Origin of the sequence: Candidatus Enterococcus leclercqii (assembly GCF_009933135.1) — a bacterium.
GTDB classification, from domain to species: Bacteria; Bacillota; Bacilli; order Lactobacillales; family Enterococcaceae; genus Enterococcus_C; species Enterococcus_C leclercqii.
This window is the reverse complement of the sequence record NZ_MAEH01000003.1, coordinates 1-17362: the sequence shown is the minus strand read 5'-3', so window position 1 is coordinate 17362 and position 17362 is coordinate 1. Positions and strand designations below refer to the sequence as shown.

Here is a 17362-nt window from a genome sequence, read left to right as displayed (position 1 = left end):
GGCGATTGAACAGACACCAGACCAATATTCGAAGTAAAGGAGGGGCGACATGTATATTTCATTTTCTATGGATTCGGATTTTGCGTCAGAGATCCAATTACCCATCGAGAAGCGATTGTTATTAGAAAAGGGGATTGAGGCGTTGGTACGGAGCAATCAGGAATTACTTTTTCTAAATGACAGCGCACTGGTGGATTATCTGATTTTTAATGACGCAGCACAAGAAATACCGACATTGGAAGCAACCCTCGCTTTACCTATCGATGAAGTTGATTTGGTCAAAGCATTGGTTGCTCCAGTAACAACGAGCAGTGAAGCAGAAGAAAAAGACGTTAAATTATTTCTGAAGCAATTCAATCGTGCATTGCCAAAACGCTATCGTATCAACGGAAAAGAAACGGAGTCCAGTTTAGATGAAGAACCGGCTGAATTCCTCCCTTCTGAGGAGCCACCTAGTGAACTTCATGAAAAGCTTAAAAGGCCTCGAGAAAAAAGATCCAAGCTGTCAGTTGTCATTCCCCTGACACTCCTCGTATTGCTGGGTTTTGTAACTGGCGGTTATTTTGTCATTAAACATTTCGCTAGTGCGGAAGCGAAAGCCGGTACTTACGTTTCCACAACAGAAGCCACCACCTCTGACGAGCCGGTGGATAAACAAATCGCTAAGGCGATAGAAACGGAAGATCCGGTCAAAGTAGGCGATCAGTTTCCGGAACAGCTTGCGTTGATTGCGAATCTGTTGACGCAAAACCAACGGTTTGACGACCTAGAAAAATTTAATGAACGACACCCAACACCTGAAGGCACGTTCGATCTTGCCTTTCACAACGAGGATTGGAAACAAGTGATTACGCTGAATGATCCACAGTTGACCCCGGAACGACAAGCCATGCTGGTGTATGCCTATGTACAGTTGGGCCAAATGGAAGAGGCAGAAATTCTGAATAAAACGCTAAAAAGTGACAAATTGACCGAAGAGATTCAAAGAGGTTGGAAAGTTGCGGCCATCAAAGCGATTCAAAAGGCTGACTTCAAGGAAGCCGAGCGTATTCAGAAAAAAATTAGCGATTCGGACGTCAAAGAATTAATCGACGTCGGGAAAACATGTCAGGAAATGATTGAACTGTATTCCAAGAAAAAGGACAACGAGAACAAGAAAATCTGGCAGGACCGTCTCGCCGGATTAGGAAAGGAGTTTTTAGACAGTGGAGAATAACGAACCAACCCGATCTGATGAATCTAAATCAAAAAAGCCCTTCTATAAAAAATGGCAAAGCTATTTATTAATTTGTGGCGCTGTACTGCTGGCCGCTGGGGGAATCATTTTGGTAAACGGTCAAACTGGCGATCCACAGGGGAAAAAGCAGGCAGAAACACCTGCTATTTCATCTACGATGGATCGTGAGACGACCATTTCTAGCACGGAATCGATTGTCGAAAGTACCATTAAAAAAAAGGAAAAGGACAAAGAAAGCACTTCTGGCTTTACAGTTTCAGAATCTAAGTCGAAAGATACCGGTGAATCCGTTTTGCAACAATTCGGCGTAAGAAATCCCTCGTCCAGTACGAGCGTGATTTCTAGCAACAGCGGGTCTAACTCGCTACGACCGAACGAGATACTCACCATTGCTAATGCGATTAAGGATCAAGAAAAGGAAAATGCAGCCAATCAACAAAATAAAAATTCGAACGGTCAAGACTTGCGGCCAACGTTACCAGATCTGCCAAAACCAACGCCAACTCCTACACCTGATCCGGTGCCAACACCGACACCGACGCCTACGCCAGATCCGGATCCAATCCCACCTGTTGTTGATCCAGAAACAACTCCGGTGATTTCTATGCCGGAATCAATGGTGACAATCACAGCTGGTGATTCTTTTGATCCCCACGCGTACTTCACCGTATTAGACGCTGACGGGTCTAAACCAGTCGTGACAATTGCCCCGTATGAGTTAAAGCCTGGGACAAATCCGATTTATATTTCTGTCACGAATCGTTTCGGGAATACGGCGTTTGCGACACTTTTTGTGACGGTCAATGAACGGCCGCTACTTCTCGCAAAAGATGATACCGTGGCCCTTTCAATTCACCAGGATGTAAATCTGGTGGATTATGTGTTGGCAAGCGATCCCGAAGATGGTGACTTACTCAAAAAAGTGCAAGTCACTTCCAATCTCAACGTGGACAAGGAGGGAACATACACAGTCAACTATGATGTCGTCGATTCGAAGGGCGCTGCATCAGAGACTCTCGCGCTTACTTTCACGGTCACCAATGAAGCACCTACTATCCATGCAAAAGATATGGAATGGGAAATCGATCAGCCGTTTGAAATCTTAGATCATATCAAAGTGACCGATCGGGAAGACGACCGCGACAATAAGCCAATCAAGCTGACAGCTGCCAACATTTTGGAAAATCACGTCAACAGCAACAAAGAAGGAACCTACAAAGTCGTGATTGGCAATGTAAAAGACCGTGACGGAAAGGCCGCAACTGACAAAACAATCTATGTCAAAGTAACCAATGAGGCCCCAGTTATCACCGCACCAGAATTGACGCTGCATGTTGGTCAACCGTTCGACCAGACAACTTATCGGGATTCTGTCAAGGTGACCGACCGGGAAGACGATCGCAAAGGCGAGAAAATCATGCCTGAATTCTCTTTGGAGGACTTGAATGCCGTCCAAACAACGGCTGAAGGAACCTATGAAATTCAGATCACTGCGACGGATTCCCATGGCAAGCAATCAGAAGTGAAAGGCAAAATCAATGTGATCAATGACGCGCCAGTAATCCATGGTGCAAAAGACCTGGAGACGGAAGTCGGCCAATCTTTGGATCTGAAGGACGGAATTACGGCCACAGATACTGAAGACGGTGATCTTTCACCAGAAGCGATTTCTGTTGTTGGCGACGTGGACTTCAACACCGCTGGCAGTTACGAAATTCACTACATGGTGAAAGATTCCCACGGAAAAGAGAGCATTCCAGCCGTGGTGACGGTGACAGTGAAAGAAAAAACGCCGGCACCCGCACCAGCATTTCCGGGTGTAGCTGCGGATTCCGCTATTCTGACGGAGGTACCAGCAGTCTACCAAGGGAAACTCACTTACCCAGCCTATGATGGTGTGGAGCGTAATACTTCCGGATCTTATCCCTTCGGACAATGTACCTGGTACGTGTTCAACCGCATGGCCCAACTGGGTATGACCGTAGATGATCACATGGGGAACGGTGGTCAGTGGGGCGAAACAGGCAAAGCCCTGGGCTACACTGTGATCAGTACGCCAACGGTAGGAACCGCCGTTTCAATTCCTGGGGGCCAGTTGGGATCGAACCCATTATACGGGCATGTGGCATTCGTTGAAGCAGTCAATGAAGACGGTTCTATTCTAATTTCAGAAGGAAACGTCGTTAACAAAGGCAAAGGAACCGTGTCCTATCGAATCCTGTCAGCGGAGACTGCAAAAGGACTTAGCTATATCACTGGGAAATAGGAGAGTGAGTGAAACCCAACATGACGAAAAAGAAAATCCTATTAAGCTTGGGTGCCTTTTTTATGCCAATCCTCGCCGTTTTTTTTCTGGTATTGCTGATTGCGCTAATGGGTGCGGCGATGGGTAGCACTGGCACAAATATCAGCGTCGATTTTGGCGAAGGTGAAGCGTATAACGGTACCTTCACCAAAGACCTACCTTTGGATAAAACGATCAAAGGACGCGGGGATTTCCCGGATGCGGTGGTTCAAATGGCGGTTGGGACAGCGATTAAATACAAGCTGTTGCCTTCAGTTATTTTGAGCCAATGGGCGTATGAAAGCGCCTGGGGAAAATCTGGCCCAGCTACCAAAGACCTGAACTTTTTTGGGATCACCTATTTTGATGGCTGCCCCTTTCCGAAAGGTATGCAGCGGGGGATAAATGGCTCCGAAGGCGGTAATTATATGGCCTTTCCCGACCCTATTACGTGCTTCTCCTACTATGGCTATATGGTTGCCTCTCAAAGCAATTTCAACGCCTCTGTGGGCAACCAAAGCCCCTCAGAAAGTTTACTGATTTTAGGACGTGGAGGGTATGCGGCTGCTGGGATTGACGAAGACAGTGAATACTTCAAAGCAGCGATGGATATCATTTCTAGGAATAAGCTCACGGAATATGACGACATGGCAATCAAGAAATGGGGTAGTTTTTCTCCCAAATTACCTGGGGTTGATGACGGGCCTTCAGTTCCGAATTTACCTGGAGCGGGAAATCCGAAAGTCCTAAATGGGTATATTGGGCAACGCATCGGCAATGGACAGTGTTACGCCTTGACGGCGCTCTATTCGCATTTGATGGGTGGTCCAAGTTTGGGAGCTGGCGTGACAGATAAAATCGACATGATTCCCGGCACAGATGGCACCAGTGCGTATCAAATCGGGAATGCCTATGATTGGGCAGCGCACGGCTGGAAGGTGATAAACAGTCCAAAATACGCCGACCTGAAGGCTGGGGATATTATCAACTGGAAACCGTTCTCTACACACAGCCGCAGTGAATATGGGCACACCGGGATCATTGCTTCTATTGGGAAAATGGGGGCCTATGACACCTACGAACAGAATTCTGAACAAGGACAAATCTGTGCGTCCTATACTCGCTATTACGACGATTCGATCTATGCGATTATCCGGAAAGTGAAGTGATTTTTAGTGAAAAGGAACCTTCAAATCGGCCTATTTTGCATCTGCGTTATCGGCATTGGTGCTTTCTTCTATTTCACAACAAGAGAGCCGCCAACACGGACAGCCACTCAATCCACAGAAAGTACCGTTCAATCAACGATTCAATCGGATCCAACAACTGAATCGAGCAGTGAAGAATTCCCATCGACGGCTTCTTCTACTGAAACATCGAGGGATTCTGAACGGGAACAAGCCGCCGCCGAACGGAAAGAAGCCATTCTAGCGCTCATTGGTGAATTTGGGAAGCGCTGGCTGAACTATTCTTCCATTGGCAAACGAAACGCGTCTGTCGTGGAATTATGTACGGAAAAAGCAGTGAAAGACAATGGCCTTGCGGCAGATCCACATGCCGAATTTAAGGGAGAAGGGAAGTTCACGCTTGTTACACAAGACGTGGATCAAACGGACACCTACCTGTTGTTTGGCAATGATGTGGTACGCGAGACGATTCACCGCCAGGTATTGCTTCAGCTGAAGGTAGTTGAAGTTGACGGGTCGTTCAAAATCGATGAAATCGTCTTAAACTACGTCCAACAAGCTTACTAATGAAAGGAGCAGAAACATTGGAAGATCAAGAAAGCTATACAAATCAAGAAAACTATGCAAATCAAGGAACGTCGGCATCTAATTCGCAGCTAAAGATTGCTGAAACTTTTGATTATCAGCGCCCAGCCGTACAAACCGCACTATTCGTTTTATGGCGGGTGCACAATAAAAAATACCAAGCGGGGGCGCAACTGTTCTATGAAGAGATTAATCGCAACCTGAAGACCGCAAAACCAGCCTATAAGGAAGCACTGGCCTTTCTTGAAGGTGCGGGTGTCGTCGTCAATGAAGTGGTTGTCTCGGATAAAGTGCCAACTGGTTTAATCCAGCGCTACGGGATTTTCGGAAATGGCTGAAAAGAAGCCGGTATTTAATCCGCAAGCCGTTCAGACAACAAAGAAAGCTGCGAAGAAGTCCAAGAAAAAGCGGGCTTCTTTTTTTTCGAACAAGGAGAAGGTGGATCTTTCAAATACTCGGACGTTGCGGTTTGCGCCGCGGACCGCCCAAAGTATTTTTTCGGTTCTGTTCTTTTTCTTGTTTGTCATCATGTGTGTAATCGTCCTCATGACCTTCGGTCGCGTCGATCATTTAACAGACATGGCCATGAGTAAGCAAGTGAATCAAGAAGACCTCGTGTTAAAAATTAATACCCGGTTAATTGAAACCGATCAGCTGCATTATGAAGGCGAAGAGCTCGCAAAAACTCTTTACACGGCAGGCAAAACAGACGAAGAACGGCAGGCATGGGAAACAGAGGTGAAAGGGTATCTTGCGCCAGGTCTAAATGTCAGCCAACTGGAACTAAACAACGGAAAAATTGACCGGACTGTGAGTGCCGTTAGTTTTATTAAGATGGAAACCTTGAGTGAATCTGAAAGGACGTACCGCCTTTTCTACAAAGTTTCGTATACAGAAGCCGATCAAATGAATGATTTGTCGGTTGTTTTGCCGGTGTCTTATCAAGACAACGATTTGAAGCTGATTGATCTGCCAGCTGTTGTAAATTTGGAAAAACGCGACGCTACAAACCCAGTGACTTATGATAAAAATCGTTTTATTCCGAAAGGAACCTCTGTTTCTACTCAGGAAGAGGATAAACTTACAGAATTTGTCAATCGATTCTTTGACCTTTACGGCGCAAATGACGACAAGTTGGAATTGATCGCAGCTGTCAGTGGAATCGGTGGAGCAACGGTCCAACAAGTCAATTCCACCGTCTTTATGAAACTGGAAAATGGGAACTATTTTGTTCAAGGCACCTATCTGTTTCAATTTGAAAAGCAGAGCACAATCAAGTCAAAATTCAGCTTGGAAATCAAGCAAACCGAAGAAAATTACTATGTATTATCAATGAATGGAGAGTGACAACATGATTGATTTAAAGCCCCTTTGGGACAATTTTTCAACGCAGGTCATTATTTTACTTGCGATCGTGGCTTTGGGAATGATTGTAGTCGGTGTAGCCACACAAGGATTTGGGCGAGCGATTATTACAGTGATCGGTGTTTTTGTCTTAATCGCTTGTATTTTGATGCTTGGAAGTGCTACTGAGGTCGGCACCTGGATCAAGGACAAAATCTTCAAATTAGATTCTGATGCTGGCTTGATCACAAATTTTAGATTGTTAGGTGAGGTCATTGGAGTACAACTACACGCACGAATTTAAACAACCACACAAATTTTACTCGGTCAAAGGGATCGCAATCCCCTTTGCGCCGAACGGAATCCGAGCCGACACCTTGTTTATTGGGCTTGGGTTCGTCGTCTTACTGGGGATTATCTGGTTCATTGGGTTTGTGACTCACAGCGATTTTTTGACGTCACTCTTCATGAACTACTGGATGTTAGTTATTGCTGGATCAGGCGTACTCATTTGGACACTCTTCTCTCTAAAGTGGGACAACAAGAATTTTGTGGACTATTTAATGGGCAGAGTTGTTTATGCCAGTCAGCGAAACGAGCGGTTCGAACATGAAATGCCTGTGCAGTACCTGAACAAGAAAATGACCTACCAGGGCATTCAGACAAGGAGGGTGAAATGACTGATAAGTATACCTTTCTACTCTCCTATTTTGAGTTGGTAAGCACTTTAGAATTTAGCTTGGAAAATTTCACACTAATGGCAGAAGAAGAGCTGGAAGAAAAAATCAAAGAATACCTGATGGGAAATCACACCCATTCACGGTTACTATACTGGGAAATGGATGGCGAAAATCAAACAGAAAGGGACGTATTTCATCAAATACGTCCTTCTCCTGATAATTCCTATCTGTATTTTGAAGAAGAGTTGTGTTCTACTCAGCTACTAGAATCAGAAGATCAATCCATCGCAATTGCGGAAAAAATAGGGACAACTAGCTTCCACCTATTAAAAAATGGACACCGTCTTGCTGTTTTTATCAAACAACACGAGCAATGGTTTTGGTTGCCATTTCATTGCTTATCAAAAATGCCAAATTTCCAGTCCCCCTTAATGCCGCTCAGTGAAATACACCAAGGGGATCAGTTTTTCACCATGCTCTTGAAAACGTAAAACCGACTCCTTCTCTTTAGATTTTCTGAACCAAAATCGAGATTGAATGTAAATATTGAACGCTGTCTTTTTATTTGTAGCATATCCACGTACAAATGGGAAAAGGACTATTTCGAAAAAGACCAAGGAAGTGAGAGAAAATGTATCCATTGAAAACAAAGGAGTTAGACGGTGTTAAAGATGTCTATCTGAATACGTTGCGAAAGATTGAACCACCACACATTTATGAAATGAGCATAATTGAGTGGCATTCAGTGAATCCAAGTCAATTGGTGAAGGCAGTCAGAGCCTTAGTGAACTCCTATCCAGAGTATCAAAAGGATATTCTGGAAATTGGGGACTCTCGGATATTTGAGCGTAGCAAATTTTTACCTTTCAACCTTTTCAGATGTGAAATGACCGTACAGGAACAGTCAAGACAGATTCAAACGTCAGATTGTCAGCTTCTCTTAGTGCAGTTTAGCGAGTCTATGAGCCTGGCAATGATTGAGCGGTTAGTGACATTAGCTACGACGGGAAATCACCCAAAGGTCGTGTTGTTTTTGACAGTTGAAAACAGGGCAAGAATCTTACCTGCACTGAGTTTTTCCCATATAGCTTACCAATCCATATGGGATATTTGGAATCAGTTAGAATGGCAAGAAACTGATCCTTATTTGGTCGAAAGGCTTTATCAGTTGATTCGTTTCACGTACCTAAGCTAATGGGTTGAACAAATTGAGGTGGTCAAATGGTTCAAATGAAGAAAAATTCAATTTATATGTTCGAAGACGTCTATCAGGCAACGTTGAGGGAACTTAGTTTCCCAAAAGTTCATGAAATGAATGTGATCGAGTACTACTCAAAAGATATAGGAAAACTTCGCTCTTTTCTGAGTGAACTATTGGGACAACATCCTGAATGCACAATTGATATTCTAGAAATTGGAGAGCAGCGTCTATTTGAGGAAAGTCAGTTTCTTTCAACTAGTGAATTTCGTAAGGCCGGAGGGTCCTATTTCTCAGAGATGGGCGCAAACGAAAAAGTACGGCTACAAATACTTGTTGTAGAAACGGCAACGATTCACTGTCCAGAGGGCTTCTCTCTTCTATTAGATCTTTTGGATACGACTTCAGCTTCTAGATTGGTGATATTTCAAACGATTTATGACAAACCTATCGTTCTTCCTATCGTACAAATTTCGAATTTTAAAACACTAGCGATAGAAGATGTTCTAACTCTTAGAGGACAGTTTGAGTTGGAAAGTGAACTTATCGATCACGTTCATGATAATCTCCTATTTAACCATATGCTCTAATTTCTTTTATTGTCCAGAAAAATTCAAGAAATTAAGAACTAAACTGTTTTAACATTAATCAAGTCAATTTTTAGAAAATAGATCAGAAACCTATTGATATTGAAATCAGTAGGTTTTTTTGTATGAAAGGAGGCAAGTAATGAATGGCAAAAAGAGAACCAAAACTGGCCTTTCCAATTGAAGCCATGACCCAAAATTTTCTCTTTACAGATACGCAAGATGTTTGGGTAGGCTACAAGCTTGATCGCAAAGAGCTGCCCTTAAACAAGGTGGATTTTTTCAGGGAATACATCGAAGACGGTGAGGGGCTATTTGAACACGATTCCTACGATTACCATTTTGTAAATGTGCCGGAATATTTTGATTTGGATCAACATATCGAAGACACCATCGACACGATCGTAAAGGGAAGCTTCGCAGATCTCGGTGAATTCTATTTTCACCAAGCAGGAGAGATTCTGAAAGAAGAAATTCAGGTGAATCAGTACACAACCTATCTCTTTGTTAAATTATCGACACCGATTCAAGTCGCAGATCCCTTGGAATATATTGAGTTGGTTAAAGACTTTGGTACCCGACAACTTTTTCGGTTGACCGGTCAACGGATTCCTCGTTCCACACTGCTATCTAGCTATCGACGAGCAGAACAACAGCTGTTTCAAGACCTGGCAAATAACAAACTCATTTCACGGTTAGAAACTCGGCAAATGGCACGGATCTTTTACTACTTTTTCCATCGTGCGAATACACGACTGCCGCAACGTGAGTTACTGGCCGAAGAAATCAACGAGGGAATCATTGAAAATCACAAAGGCTACCTAACCATTGAACAAGCGGATAAGACCCATTATGTCGCGTTTCTATCTGTCATTGATTTACCTAGCAGTTCGTTTGGCTCCGCCTTTATTCAACGGGCACAAGAAATGATTCGGTTTTCCTTTGAAACCCATGTCCAAGTACGTTTCGAACATGAAAAGAAAGATCAAAAGCACGTCTACAAAATGCGAAAACGTATTTATGAACAGGATAAGGATCAACAGACGGTCGATGCAGTCTTAAATGAAGATGAAGTGATCTTGTTTGGTGAGGAGCGTTTAAATGAGCTGAACGAACGGTTGAAGCGAAAGGATCGTCGCCTTTGTCGAACCACCGTGACGTTTTGTATCGCGGCAGGGGATTTGGCAACCCTGGAAGAACGAATCAAGGACTTTTACTTTCATTTTGAAGTGACCGATTGGAAAATTTACCGGCCATTGGTGGATCAGTTGACCTTGTTCGATCAGTGTCTAATTGGGACAAAACGAAGTTTTCGAAGTTACGAACAGGTCTTGACGACGGGCTTTATTGCCGATTTCGGGTTGGATCTCGTTCGCCAAGTAGGAAACAATATGGGCTTTCCACTAGGCAGAATCATTACCATTCGAAATATCAAGGACCGGACCCAAGCCTTGAATTTATCCAATAAAATTGTCTGGTTCTACCCAAACCTGACGAAGCGGGCGATTGCCGGGGCTTTACACACCAACGGGAATACACTAATCACAGGTCCACCCGGTCAAGGGAAATCGGTATTAGTGAAGTATATCTTCCTGTGGCTGACTTTTCTTGGTCAGAAAATCCTCTACGTCGATCCAAAAAATGAAACCGAAAAGTTTTTTAAACGTGCATTGGAAAAATACAGCCATGAACCGAAATTTGTGGACTTGTACCACCGAATCAATTTCATTTCCCTATCCAGCAATGAACGCTACCGAGGAATGTTAGACCCGTTGATGTTTTTACCTCGCGAGGAAGCGATTCAGACTGCACGAACCGTATTAGAAAATTTTGGTGAGGTGAATACCGATCCGGCAACGGCCAACCATAAAAAAGCTCTGATTTTGAGTTCGGTTGAAACAGTCATTAATGGGCGTGGGAAGAAACATTTAACGAAAGTGATCGAGGAAATCCGGCAAAAAGATGAAGAATTGGCAAAACTCATTAATGGATACAACACCGGGTTAGGTAAAATCTTGCTTGGAAATGACCAGAGTGAGCCGTTGCGTTTTGAGAATCAAATCAACGTCTTGGGTACCCAAGGTCTTCAAATTCCAACCCAAGAAGAGATTGCCGCACACCGGTTAAACAATGAACAAATTGCGGGTATGTCGATAATGGAAGTCATCATGAAGATGACCTATATTTTTTCCACGAATAAGGACGAGGACGCCGCGATTATCTTCGATGAAGCCAAAGGGTTTGAAGATACGTCCCAAGGACGTTACCTGATTGAAGATAGTCTTAGAAAAGGCCGTGCGAACGCGACGGACATCTATCTTGTGACCCAAGCCTTTATGGACTATGACCAGGAAGACAAAAAGGAACTCCTCTCGTACAAGTTCGCTTTTCGGCCGAATCAGGAAGAAGCGCAAGGGAAAATCCTACGATTTTTTGGTATGGAACAGAATCGGGCCAATATGGAATTAATCAACAAACTAAAACCTGGGACATGCCTTTTCCAAGACCATTTAGGACGGAATCAGGCGATCGCCATTGATGTACTGTTTGATAGTTGGATGCTTGCGATTTCTTCAACCGACCAAAAAGATGCGGCGACACAAGCAGCCTTAGCGATCGAAGGGAAAAATTAATCAGAGTGTTCACCGGTGGGTGCAACACTTTTTTATTTTCTCTCTAAAAGTGTTGCACGTAACAGGAGGTGAAAAAGTTGCCAATCAAAGAGGGAAATATGCGTTTCTGGGCCACGTTAGATCCACCACATATCAAACGATTAGAAGCCATTCTGCGAAGCTCAAAAAAGACACGAACCATGTTATTGCACGAATGGATCGATCAGGAATATACCCTCAGAACACAATGGGATAAAAAAATTCAAAAGAACGAGAAGCAGCTGACGTTTTTACAAGAAATGGAGGAACATTCATGAAAATCGTAAAAAGATGGCTTGGGGTGACGGTACTCCTCATTGCAAGTTTGACAATCTTTGCAGCGTGCGGCTCACAGCACGTGCTAAATGACACGTTACAAGCCGAAGGCGGTGTATGGGACGTTGAGGGGCTAGGCAGTTCAGGAACGTTTACCTTCTACGAAAACAACACCTTTGACTGGGGAGCCAGCCATTCCAGCTCTCCGATTAATTCCGGTACCTACACTCTTGATGAAGAGAACAAATTATTGACCTTCAGCGGAGATCAAAAAAATGCCACCTTTACAAACGTTCAGGTCTTGGAAGATGGCACTGTTCAAATGGAAAATGGGGATAAAACAGCGACGTTGACCAGGCATGTTCAAAAATAGGAGGAATGCGGAATGAAGAAAAGGCTCGCCCTGGTCGCCTTCTTGCTCTTTTGTATCTTTGGTCTGAGTCATTCGCAGCCGGCCTTTGCGGCCGCAGAGCCGGTAGTTACTGATCCGACAACCAACAAAGACGAAATTTACGATCGGTACAAAGACAATTCCTTTGAGCTCATGACCAAAGACTATGACGAAGGCTTCTTTGGCAATAAGATCAAAGAAGCCTTTGTGAACCTGTCGGGCACACTAAAAAATCTCACCTGGGGTGGCGTGAAGGGACTTGGCCAGTTTAATACAGAAATGGTCAAGTTTCTGTTCAGTATGGATGTAATCACGCCAATCCGTGGTCCAATGCAGAAACTCACTTCAAGCATTGCGACGAATATGACGAGTATTGCGGGCACCATTGGCATTACCGTTGTCGTTTTGGTTATTGGCTTTAGGTTTTTTGCAGAGCAAAACTTCAAGCGGGTATTCCAGATTTTACTGACGACTATTGTCATTTTTACGGGCCTTGCCGTTTGTCGTGATGCGGATTCAAATGATTCGTTGTTTGCCCAACTATTCAATATTGATCGAGCGATTGAAACTGAATTTGTAAAAGTTAATCCAGTTTTTGGTGACGAAAATTCAATGGCTGCTAGTCATACGATTCGAGATGAAAATGGTCGTGAGGTGGAAGTAGACTATGATGTCAATGAACGAATGAAAAATGCGGGTGATTTGATTGCGTCACAAATTTTCTATACCAATGTGTTCGAGCCGTACCTGTTAATGAACTATGGGACAACAAACGTGGAGACGATTCGTAAGAAAGACATTGAACTCGATGGTGCTAGTTATGATCGGATCCAAGTGTTGCTGGATAATGATGTAGACACGAATGAGAACGAAAAACTTCATGAAGAGGCAATGAAATATGAAGCGGACGAACTGAGTAACAAGGCCATTCAGTATTTTACGAACCTACAAAACTGCTTCTACGGGATCTTTTATATTGTCGTGAATCTCATTCAAACCCTTGTCTATTTTGTCCTTGCTTTCTTACGGTTAGTGATTGCGGTCATGCAGCTATTCTTAATGCCGCTTTTGCCAATCATGCTATTTGCCGGGCTATTTTTGATCGAAAACAATCTTGCGGTAAATTACTTCAAAGGCTTCGGCATGACCATGTTGCTGAAGGCAATGACTGGATTTCTTGTGATTTTCTTTGCGACTTTCTTGTCATTAGGGTTCAGTCTAAGCAATGCGGTCGATAACCCTTGGCAAAAGATTCTAACTATCCTAATTTATCTTCTGACTCCGCTTGGGATCTGGACTTTCCGAAAATTCCTGGGTGGTATGTTGCTTGGGAAAGTGAAGTTATCCGATATGGCTTCGTTCTCCGTCAACCCAGTAGGGACAGAACGCAGGTTGCGAAATGCTTACCAGGAACAAGCAAAAACCGCAAGACAATCCCGCAAAAACACGGCAGAACGGAAAAAAGCCGAGATGGAACGGAAGAAAAAAGAAGCCGAAAAGTCCGGCCGAACGACTGTCGATTTTCGAGAAAAGCCTGGTTCAAAAGAGCAGTACAAGAAGAGCGCCAAACGGCAATCACAATCTACGCAGGATCAAACAGGGAATAAGAATCAGGGACGAAATGCTGGCAAGCAAGAGAAGAATCGTATTCGTTCAGGTGCAAATACGGCAACGTCAGGCCAGAATAAGAACCAAAATCACGCTGAACAGTCAACTGTAACTGGTATGGAACGGACACCAAACGGGGGTAGCACTAAATCGAAGCGTTCGACTAAGCGGGGACAACCTTCAGTTAAAAAAGACCAGGTATCGAATGCCAAGTCTCCAGAATCGAATGAGGCTGTGGTGTCCTCTTCAACGACTACTGAAGCGAAGGAACGTCAGCAAAAAGCGAATTCAGTACGAAGCAGCAAGCGTGGAGAATCCGTGAAAGAGGCATCAAATGGCAAGAAGAGTGACACTACTGCCAAGCAGTCTGCGGGGCAATCTGATGAAACAAACAGAACGGAACGCCGCAACGAACGTCGCGGCCAATTGCCAAGAAGTGATAAACGATCCACACCAGCACGAGCTTCCTCACCTTCGGGTGATCGCTCGCAAAAGGCTGAACAACGAAATGTCAGTGCACGGCCAGCTCGGCAATCAACGGTTCGAAAAGGTACGGTCCGTGTACCCGAATCAATGAAACCACAGGCGAGTGGAACATCAATCCAGCCGGCAATCAATCGGCAAGGCGGAAATCCACAGGTGGCCGAACGGCTACGAAATACTCAGAAAAATGGCCGAACGGTCTCCGTTAAGCGTGCTTCAAAGGAAAACCAACGTCCGACTGAGCCTTCACCTGCAAGACGTTCATCTGCGGTTTTTCGACCGGAAGCCGTTCGAAATCAAACTGAAAAACAGTCAAACTTGACTGACAAATCTAAGAAATAATCTTCAATGAAAGGGGAATTGATACACCGTGCAAGAAAATAATTTGTTCGGCTGGTACAACAATTCGAACCAGAATCAAAAAGAAAAAGAGAAAGAACAGAACAAGTACAAGACCCTCTTAACTGTCGCAGTATTGATCGGCGTGGTGCTCTATCCCTTCCTTTTTGTTGGTGTAATTCCACTTGTAATTGTGATGAGTTTGGATAAAAAAGATCAAGCAGCGCACATTGATGATATGAATTATAAGAGCTTCCTCAAACGAGGGGGCTCTTTCTTTATGGCACTGGCAGGTGGTTTCGCGATTGTAAATATCGCATGTTTTATCCTTCTTATTCCGAGGGGATACTTCTCTTGTTACCTACTATTTCCGCTGAATTTGTTAGATACTGCGCTCATATTTACTTACCAAACGGTCCTTGCTTTGGTCATGGGCGGTAGTGGAATGGGTGCAGCGTTAATCGCCTTTTCTGCATTTGTTTCCAAACGAAGAGTAGTTTCAAAAGAAGACGAGCGCCTAAAAGTCACTCAGTCCAAGGACTATGAAGAGCGACGCAAGAACAGTTTTCAAGAGTCGCAACGATTTACTGAAGAGGAAGAGGCCGCGTACCAAGAAGCAAAACGGAAGGGTGATGTTGAGAAACTTTTAGAGTTACGCTCACGCATTTTGTTAGGTGCTAGTGAGTTTGGGAAACCATACTATCTGTGTACGAGCGAGTTAAATAAACACGTTTTAATTCCAGGGACAACCGGCTCAGGTAAAACAACTTTGATTCAATTATTTGTTCAACATGCGGCAAAATTTGACATTCCTTTAGTCTTGATTGATGGAAAAGGTGCCCGCGCAACCCTCACTGAAATGGAAACTATCGCGAGTTTTTATGGCCGGAAGGTACGCGTTTTTACAGATACCGGTCATATGAAATACAACCCAATTAAGCACGGGAACGAAGTTGTTATCGAGAATAAATTAGTCGCTTTAGCTAAAACAGAAAGCGAGTATTATACCATCGCAGCGAAGTTGCTTTTACTCGGAACGGTTCAATTGATTGATACGTTTAGTGAAGTTACTGGGTTCAAACGGAGTCTTTTCTTGATGCAAAAATACATGATGCCTCGTAAAGTATTGGATCTATTTGCTAAAGAAATCTGGAAGAAAAAGCCGGATATGTTTGTGATTGAAGTGGTTGCGAAAACTTCAAATAAGAAGGGGAAAGGACCGAAAAAGGAATCAATTGAACTATCAGATGATACAGAAGATACTTCTTCAATTGCCGAGCCCCAAAAGAAAGAACGTGAAGGAATGGATCGGCAACTACGAAAAAGGATGGAATCTTTCGAGGAACAACCAGAGACAGAACGGATTCGATTAGATCCTAAGACGATAGATCTAGATAGCTATTATCAGCTAGTAAAACGGTACTCAAATTTATTGACTCCCCAACAGTTGAGAATATTTGAGCGGTTGTTTGTCCGATATGAACACAAAGAAAATCCATTCTATTTATATGCGACATCGGAAGCCTTACAGTCAAATATCAACATGCTTTTAGATAGTGAACTCGGTCGATTGTTTGATCCAGAAGGCGCAGAAGAAGAGTTGGATATCGGTGAAATTGCGAAGAATAATGAGATCGTTTATATCTCATTGAATGGGTTAATTTACAGTGAATTTATTGTGGTTCTCGCACAAATGCTTGTCCATGATATTAATTATTACGCTTCAGAAATGTATATTCAGGGAGAAGAAAAACCTTTCTTTGCCATCTTTGATGAACCGGCTTCGTATCTGAATGAGGCCTTCATTGATACCGTAAACAAGACACGGGGTGTCGGTTTGTGTGGTATTTTTACACCTCAAACGATGGCCGATATCAAGAAACTTGGCGATCAAATCGACGAGCAATTAGTCGGGAACGTCAATACCTTAATGGTCGGAAAGACAAATAGTCCACTTGAGCGCGAGTATTGGTCAAAATCAATGGGAACCTATCAAGATATCGAATTGACCTCCGTTGTGCAGCAAGAAGCAGGTTATTCTGACGTTGGAAAATCAGATTGGACAGGTGAAAAGGGAACAAAACGAAACGTGGATCGCTTCATTGTACACCCGAATAAAATACGAAAACTGAAACAAGGGGAGTACATTGTGGAGCGAAAAGCTTCGTCAAAAGAGATCCCGACGCAATCTGTTTATATCCGAAGTGTGAGTGACTGGATAAAAAAACAGGAAAACGAAAAGAAAAAATGAGTTCAATACACTCTAAAAAGATTGAAAAAAATGAGTGTTTAAATGTATCAATGAATAGATTCCAATTGATAATTGGATAAAATATTTGATTAAAAAAGTAAGAAAAATAATGAAGAAAATGACACTATGACTGACAGTATGACCAACAGTATGATCGACAGTATGACCGACATCATGACCGACAGTAGATAGGAAAGGCAAAACCGTCCTGTGTGCCCGGTATAAAAGGCTTTCTACGCATGTAAAATTCCTGACCATTTT

16 protein-coding genes are annotated in these 17362 nt (G+C 43.5%); all 16 read left to right on the top strand.

Going from position 1 to position 17362, the window contains the following annotated elements:
- Window positions 1-49: 49 nt before the first annotated feature.
- The 16 genes from BAU14_RS00575 to BAU14_RS00500 all read left to right on the top strand — a co-directional run bounded on the left by BAU14_RS00575 (window position 50) and on the right by BAU14_RS00500 (window position 17101).
- Complete coding sequence (locus BAU14_RS00575) at window positions 50-1216, top strand: hypothetical protein (protein ID WP_161898151.1); 1167 nt, start codon at window positions 50-52, stop codon at window positions 1214-1216.
- On the top strand, window positions 1206-3503 hold the full coding sequence (locus tag BAU14_RS00570; protein ID WP_161898150.1) for an immunoglobulin-like domain-containing protein: 2298 nt from the start codon (window positions 1206-1208) through the stop codon (window positions 3501-3503). Before BAU14_RS00575 ends, BAU14_RS00570 begins: the two co-directional genes overlap by 11 nt.
- Window positions 3504-3523: 20 nt before the next feature.
- Window positions 3524-4690 (top strand): glucosaminidase domain-containing protein, encoded by a 1167-nt coding sequence (locus tag BAU14_RS00565; RefSeq protein WP_161898149.1) that lies wholly within the window; start codon window positions 3524-3526, stop codon window positions 4688-4690.
- A gap of 6 nt (window positions 4691-4696) precedes the next feature.
- A complete protein-coding gene (locus BAU14_RS00560) occupies window positions 4697-5275 on the top strand; it encodes an EF0163 family protein (protein ID WP_161898148.1) in 579 nt (192 codons plus the stop codon).
- A 17-nt stretch (window positions 5276-5292) separates the two neighbouring features.
- On the top strand, window positions 5293-5631 hold the full coding sequence (locus BAU14_RS00555; protein ID WP_420022068.1) for a hypothetical protein: 339 nt from the start codon (window positions 5293-5295) through the stop codon (window positions 5629-5631).
- Entirely contained in the window at window positions 5624-6640 is a 1017-nt protein-coding gene (locus tag BAU14_RS00550; RefSeq protein WP_161898147.1) for a conjugal transfer protein, read from the top strand. Before BAU14_RS00555 ends, BAU14_RS00550 begins: the two co-directional genes overlap by 8 nt.
- Before the next feature lie 4 nt (window positions 6641-6644).
- Window positions 6645-6941 carry a hypothetical protein gene (locus BAU14_RS00545; protein WP_237580379.1) on the top strand — a complete coding sequence of 99 codons (297 nt, stop codon included), beginning with the start codon at window positions 6645-6647 and terminating at the stop codon, window positions 6939-6941.
- The gene (locus BAU14_RS00540) at window positions 6904-7317 is read left to right on the top strand and encodes a TcpE family conjugal transfer membrane protein (RefSeq protein ID WP_237580378.1); all 414 of its coding nucleotides are present in this window, start codon (window positions 6904-6906) and stop codon (window positions 7315-7317) included. The genes BAU14_RS00545 and BAU14_RS00540 overlap by 38 nt, the downstream gene beginning before the upstream one ends.
- Window positions 7314-7808 carry a hypothetical protein gene (locus BAU14_RS00535; protein ID WP_161898144.1) on the top strand — a complete coding sequence of 165 codons (495 nt, stop codon included), beginning with the start codon at window positions 7314-7316 and terminating at the stop codon, window positions 7806-7808. Before BAU14_RS00540 ends, BAU14_RS00535 begins: the two co-directional genes overlap by 4 nt.
- A 140-nt stretch (window positions 7809-7948) precedes the next feature.
- Window positions 7949-8512, top strand: a complete 564-nt coding sequence (locus tag BAU14_RS00530; RefSeq protein ID WP_161898143.1) for a hypothetical protein — start codon at window positions 7949-7951, stop codon at window positions 8510-8512.
- Between the two features lie 26 nt (window positions 8513-8538).
- Window positions 8539-9105: a hypothetical protein gene (locus tag BAU14_RS00525; RefSeq protein WP_161898142.1), complete on the top strand. Its 567-nt coding sequence runs from the start codon at window positions 8539-8541 to the stop codon at window positions 9103-9105.
- A 143-nt stretch (window positions 9106-9248) separates the two neighbouring features.
- Window positions 9249-11735 (top strand): ATP-binding protein, encoded by a 2487-nt coding sequence (locus tag BAU14_RS00520; protein ID WP_161898141.1) that lies wholly within the window; start codon window positions 9249-9251, stop codon window positions 11733-11735.
- Window positions 11736-11812: 77 nt separating this feature from the next.
- Window positions 11813-12031 (top strand): hypothetical protein, encoded by a 219-nt coding sequence (locus BAU14_RS00515; protein WP_161898140.1) that lies wholly within the window; start codon window positions 11813-11815, stop codon window positions 12029-12031.
- Complete coding sequence (locus BAU14_RS00510; RefSeq protein WP_161898139.1) at window positions 12028-12402, top strand: hypothetical protein; 375 nt, start codon at window positions 12028-12030, stop codon at window positions 12400-12402. The genes BAU14_RS00515 and BAU14_RS00510 overlap by 4 nt, the downstream gene beginning before the upstream one ends.
- Window positions 12403-12414: 12 nt before the next feature.
- Window positions 12415-14853, top strand: a complete 2439-nt coding sequence (locus tag BAU14_RS00505; RefSeq protein ID WP_161898138.1) for a hypothetical protein — start codon at window positions 12415-12417, stop codon at window positions 14851-14853.
- A 28-nt stretch (window positions 14854-14881) separates the two neighbouring features.
- On the top strand, window positions 14882-17101 hold the full coding sequence (locus tag BAU14_RS00500; RefSeq protein ID WP_161898137.1) for a TraM recognition domain-containing protein: 2220 nt from the start codon (window positions 14882-14884) through the stop codon (window positions 17099-17101).
- Window positions 17102-17362: the final 261 nt, after the last annotated feature.